Consider the following 4,578-nt stretch of genomic DNA (forward strand, 5'->3'; position numbering starts at 1 on the left):
CAACCCGGCCGCAGCCGGCGCGCCGATGAGTTTCGACTCCAAGACCCAGTACGCCACGGTCAAACTGACCCGGCCGGACGCGATCAAGTCCAAGCCCGACCTGCACGCCCCCCTCTACGCCGCCGCCGTGCGCGACCTGCGCCAGTTCTCCGAAGGCGCCCAGGCCGACCTGTCCGAGGCCGGCGGCGGCCCCGGCGGCTACGAGAAGACCATCGCCTTCGACCCCGGCGCCGAGACCGGCAAGCTGTTCAGCCTGGCCCGCACCGATTTCGAGTTCACCGGCGGCGCCCACCCCAACACCAGCTTCTCGGCCGTGCTGTGGGACAAGGCGATGAAGAAGCGGCTGGGCTTCGCCGACCTGTTCCGCCCCGGCGCCGATCTGGCGGGCCTGGACAAGGCCCTGTGCGACGCCGCCAACGCCGCCAAACAGGCCCGCTCGCCGGGGTCGGAGACCGCGACCCTGGGCGGCAAGATGTGGACCTGCCCCAAGGCCGTCGCCACCCCCTTCGTCCTGACGCCGGGCACGACGCCGGGCAAGGCGGGCGGGATCACCTTCCTGCTGGGCGCCTATCAGATCGGCCCCTATTCGGACGGCCCCTACCAGATCGCCCTGCCCCAGTCGGTCTTCCGCGCCCTGCTGAACCCCGCCTACGCCGACGAGTTCGCCGGCGCGCCGGTCAAGGCGGGGGACGTGACGCCCAAGGGAGGCTGATCAGTCGGCCAGGAACTGATCCACCAGTTCGGAGAACCGCTGGGGCTGGTCGGCCATGATGAAATGCCGGCTGCCGTCGACGCGGATCAGCTTGACGCCGGGCAGGGCCGCATATTCGTGACCCCAGGCCTGATCCGCCTGGGCGGCGGGCGCCCCGCCGTCGGCGTCCGAGGCGTAGAGGGCGGTCACCGGCACACGCAGGGTCGCAAGACCTGGCCGCGCATCCGTCAGCAGGACATCCCGCATGGCCGCCGCCATGGCCTTGCGGTCCGACCCGGTCGTCCAGTCGACCAGCCTGACCCGCAATGCCGCGTCCCGCGTCATGCCCTGGGCGCTGCCGACCTGGGCGGCGCGGAAGGATTCGTCCGAGAGGGCCAGAAGGGTCTGCGCCGTCTGTTCCGCCGCCGGTCTCATGGCCTCGACCGTCACCTGCGGCCCCCGCAGCGCGCCGAAGAAGGGCAGGCTGTCCACGCTCATCAACCGGCCGACAGCCTCAGGATGCTGCTGGGCCAGCACCAGTCCCGCCAGGGCGCCCATCGAATGACCGATCACCGCCGGCCGCTCCAACCCTTGACTGCGGATGTAGCGGTCCAGTTCCTCGACCACCGGCTGGACGAAGGGGCCGTCGCCATGACTCCAGGCCTCGCCGGCGAAGCCCGCCAGCTGCACGAGATGGACCCGGTGCGTCGCCTTCAGCCGATCCGCCGTGGTCCGCCACACTTCCCGCGAACAGCCGAAGCCGGGGATCAGGATCACATCGGGGCCCGCCCCCACCACCTCCACGGACAGGCGGTCCGAGACGAAGGCGGACGCCTGGGCGCCTGGCTGGGCGAAGGCGGCGGTGACGCCGACCATCAGCGACGGGGTGCAGACCGCCAGACCGAACAGTGCGGCGCGCAGGCGCGGGCGCGCCTTGAAGAAGGCGTTGAACATCGGATGTCTCCCTTGGGTTTTAGGTTTGGTCCGCCGCCGTCAGGCGTGCGGGTTCTCGAAGATTTCCTCGACCGGTCGGTCGAAGGCCGCAGCGATGCGGTAGGCCAGGTCCAGCGAGGGATCGTGCCGCTCGGTCTCCAGGGCGATCACCGCCTGTCGCGACACGCCCAGCGCCTGGCCCAGTTGCTCCTGGGTCCAGCCGCGCTCGACGCGCAGCAGTTTCAGCCGGTTCTTCATCGGCTGGTCCGGATGAAGGGCGCGCTGATTCCGTACATGCCCCAGAACAGGGGTACGATCAGCCAGGTCTCGATATGGGGCGCGCCTGCGAAGCTCTCGCCGAAGCCCCAGAAGGTGGCGACCGCCATGGCCAGTCCCGAAGCGACGATGAACTGTTTAGCCGTAAGGCTGCGGACGAACTCGTCGCTTTCGCGCATCAAGGACAAGACGGCCCAGATCTGGCCGATCACCGGTCCCGAGACCGCCGCCGCCAGCCCCCAGGCCGCCGGCTTTCCCATCACTTCGTCGAAGGCGTCGGTCGTCATCATGGCCACGCAAATGGCCACATAGGGAATGGTGAAGGCCATGGTGCGAATGACGTATCGCCGGTGCGCCGGGGTGGTCGATTTTCCGAAAGACAGCATGTCCGCCTCCTTGTGTAAGGCCAACCTTACATCGGTCAAATGTCATGTCAACCTGACTTTTTGTAAGGAACACCACACATCATCGCATTGCTTTGTCCAGACCCGCCTTAGGGACTAGACTGCCGCCATGCCCGCCGCCCCGCGCTTAGCCGCATCCGCCCTGTTCACGCCCGAGGAATGGGCTCCGTTCCAGGCCCGCTCGGCATGGGTCGGGCCGCTGCTGGTCGCCCACTGCTGGGCCGTGATCGCGATTGCGGTCGTCGCGGGGGTGCTGATCCCCTGGCTGATCCCGCTGTGCGTCATGGTGATCGGCACGCGCCAGCTGGGCCTGGCGATCCTGATGCACGAGGCGGCGCACGGCGGCCTGTCCCGGAACCTGCGGCTGAACGATTTCCTCGGCCACTGGCTTTGCGCCGTGCCGATCGGCGCCAGCCTGACCGCCTATCGCCCCTATCACCTGGCCCACCACCGCTTCGCCCAGCAGCCGGAGGATCCCGACCTGATGCTGTCGGCGCCCTTTCCCGTCTCGCCCGCCTCCCTGCGGCGCAAGCTGATCCGCGACCTGACCGGCCAGACCTTCTTCAAGCAGCGGGTGCTGCTGCCGCTGGCCCAAAGGCGCTCAGGCAGCCCGAAGGGCGATGGCGCACAAACAATGCGCGATAGCGCCCACCAATATGAGGCCGTCGTCACCGGCCGCTCGGTCCTGCCCTTCCTCGCCTTCAACGCCCTCCTGCTGGCGGGCTTCGTCGCGGCGGGGGTCTGGTGGGCCTTCTTCGCCTTGTGGCTGCTGCCGATGGCGACCTGGTTCCCGATGGTGACGCGGCTGAGAAACATCGCCGAACACGCCTGCGTCGACGGCTCGGCCGCCGACGCCTTCCGCGCCGCCCGAACCACCCGCGCCGCCTGGTGGGAGCGCGCCTTCATCGCCCCCTACTGGGTCAATTTCCACGCAGAACATCACCTGTTCATGCATGTGCCGTGCTGGAAGCTGCCGGCCCTGCACCGCGCCGTCCACACCCGTCCCCAGGCCGCCGGCATGGAGGTCGCGCCCGGGTATGCCGACGTGCTGAAGACCGCGACGCGTCGCCGGGCATGACCATCCCCGATCCGGCCGCCTTCATCCACGCCAACACACGTCTCCAGCCCGTGCCCCATGCGCCGGAAATCTCGCTGTGGCTGGCGGACGAGATCACGCCGATCTGGCGCATGACGGAAGAGGAACTGGGCGAACTGGGCCTGCCGCCGCCCTTCTGGGCCTTCGCCTGGGCCGGCGGCCAGGCGCTGAGCCGCTATCTGCTGGATCACCCGCAAGAGGTCGCCGGCAAGCGGGTGCTGGACTTCGCGACCGGTTCGGGCCTGGTCGGGGTGGCGGCTATGCGGGCGGGCGCCGCCTCGGTCCTGTGCGCCGACATCGATCCCTTCTGCCAGGCCGCCGTCGCCGCCAACGCCCAGGCCAACGGCGTGGCCCTAGGCTTCACACCGCTCAATCTGCTGGACGCCCCGCCGCCGGCCGTGGACGTCATCTGCGCCGGCGACATCTGCTACGAAAAGCCGATGACCGAGGCCGTGCTGGCCTGGCTGGGCCAGGCTCGCGCCGCCGGAACCCGTGTCCTGATCGGCGATCCCGGCCGCACCTATTTTCCCCGCTCGGGCCTGGATTTCCTGGCCGAATACAGCGTGCCCACGACCAGAGAGCTGGAGGACCTGGAAATCAAGCGGTCCTCCGTCTGGGCCATGCCCTGAGGTCACGGCGCGGCCGCGCTTGCCCCTCGCGCCGTCGCCGCCCATCTTCAAGGACATGAGACCGATCGCGACCTTTTCCGTAGTGATCGCCGCCATGGCCTCCAGCGCCGTGGCGCAAACCCCGCCCTATGTCCCACCTTACGCCGCGCCCCACGGCGCCTATCCCGGCGGCGGTCCTGCGGCGATCGCCGACCAGCATCGCTATGAAAACGACCGGCTGCGGCGACAATCCGAGGCCAACGCCGCCCTGGCCCGACAGCAGCAGATCGAAACCCGTCAGCGCCTGATGCAGATCGAAGCCGCGCGCGAACCGACCGTGTCGCCGGCCGTCCCCGCCCGCCCCCTGTATGACGTCGCCCAGGAGCGCTTCCTGCGCGAAGGCGCCGCCGCTCGTCGCCAACAGACCCGCCAGGGCGTGACCCAGATCGACGACTGGCTGGATCGGCCGAACTGACGCATCCCTTCCCTTTCCTCCGCGTTCCGGCCTAGCTTCAAGACGGATCAGGCGGAGGGAACGGGCATGCGCTGGCAGGGCGGACGGACAGGCGG

Annotated in this window: 7 protein-coding genes; 4 read left to right on the forward strand and 3 right to left on the reverse strand. The window is 69.2% G+C overall.

Annotated elements, in window-relative coordinates:
- Positions 1 to 712: DUF3298 and DUF4163 domain-containing protein (locus ER13_RS19250; protein WP_035310974.1), on the forward strand; the 712-nt coding region annotated here is incomplete at its 5' end.
- Here the strand turns inward: ER13_RS19250 and ER13_RS16300 are convergent.
- Genes ER13_RS16300 through ER13_RS16310 form a run of 3 tightly spaced genes read right to left on the reverse strand, consistent with a single transcriptional unit; the run spans position 713 to position 2,286 of the window.
- Complete coding sequence (locus tag ER13_RS16300; protein WP_035310978.1) at positions 713 to 1,645, reverse strand: alpha/beta fold hydrolase; 933 nt, start codon at positions 1,643 to 1,645, stop codon at positions 713 to 715.
- 39 nt (positions 1,646 to 1,684) lie between these two features.
- Positions 1,685 to 1,882: a helix-turn-helix transcriptional regulator gene (locus tag ER13_RS16305; RefSeq protein WP_008264044.1), complete on the reverse strand. Its 198-nt coding sequence runs from the start codon at positions 1,880 to 1,882 to the stop codon at positions 1,685 to 1,687.
- Positions 1,879 to 2,286, reverse strand: coding sequence for a hypothetical protein (locus tag ER13_RS16310; protein WP_035310980.1), 408 nt, complete (start codon positions 2,284 to 2,286; stop codon positions 1,879 to 1,881). The genes ER13_RS16305 and ER13_RS16310 overlap by 4 nt, the downstream gene beginning before the upstream one ends.
- 127 nt (positions 2,287 to 2,413) lie before the next feature.
- Here ER13_RS16310 and ER13_RS16315 point away from each other — a divergent pair, with 127 nt between their 5' ends.
- From ER13_RS16315 to ER13_RS16325, 3 genes are read left to right on the forward strand one after another with little or no spacing between them, the layout of a single operon-like run.
- Complete coding sequence (locus tag ER13_RS16315; RefSeq protein WP_008262802.1) at positions 2,414 to 3,382, forward strand: fatty acid desaturase family protein; 969 nt, start codon at positions 2,414 to 2,416, stop codon at positions 3,380 to 3,382.
- A complete protein-coding gene (locus ER13_RS16320; protein WP_008264375.1) occupies positions 3,379 to 4,029 on the forward strand; it encodes a methyltransferase in 651 nt (216 codons plus the stop codon). The genes ER13_RS16315 and ER13_RS16320 overlap by 4 nt, the downstream gene beginning before the upstream one ends.
- A gap of 55 nt (positions 4,030 to 4,084) precedes the next feature.
- Entirely contained in the window at positions 4,085 to 4,483 is a 399-nt protein-coding gene (locus ER13_RS16325) for a hypothetical protein (protein WP_052005173.1), read from the forward strand.
- Positions 4,484 to 4,578 lie beyond the last annotated feature (95 nt).

Origin of the sequence: Brevundimonas sp. EAKA, assembly GCF_000698025.1 — a bacterium.
Taxonomy (GTDB): domain Bacteria; phylum Pseudomonadota; class Alphaproteobacteria; order Caulobacterales; family Caulobacteraceae; genus Brevundimonas; species Brevundimonas mediterranea_A.

Bases quoted from the DNA above. Each gene is read 5' to 3' on its own strand.
- ER13_RS16310 (WP_035310980.1), bottom strand. From the start codon at position 2,286: ATGCTGTCTTTCGGAAAATCGACCACCCCGGCGCACCGGCGATACGTC.
- ER13_RS16325 (WP_052005173.1), top strand. From the start codon at position 4,085: ATGAGACCGATCGCGACCTTTTCCGTAGTGATCGCCGCCATGGCCTCC.
- ER13_RS16300 (WP_035310978.1), bottom strand. From the start codon at position 1,645: ATGTTCAACGCCTTCTTCAAGGCGCGCCCGCGCCTGCGCGCCGCACTG.
- ER13_RS16305 (WP_008264044.1), bottom strand. From the start codon at position 1,882: ATGAAGAACCGGCTGAAACTGCTGCGCGTCGAGCGCGGCTGGACCCAG.
- ER13_RS16315 (WP_008262802.1), top strand. From the start codon at position 2,414: ATGCCCGCCGCCCCGCGCTTAGCCGCATCCGCCCTGTTCACGCCCGAG.
- ER13_RS16320 (WP_008264375.1), top strand. From the start codon at position 3,379: ATGACCATCCCCGATCCGGCCGCCTTCATCCACGCCAACACACGTCTC.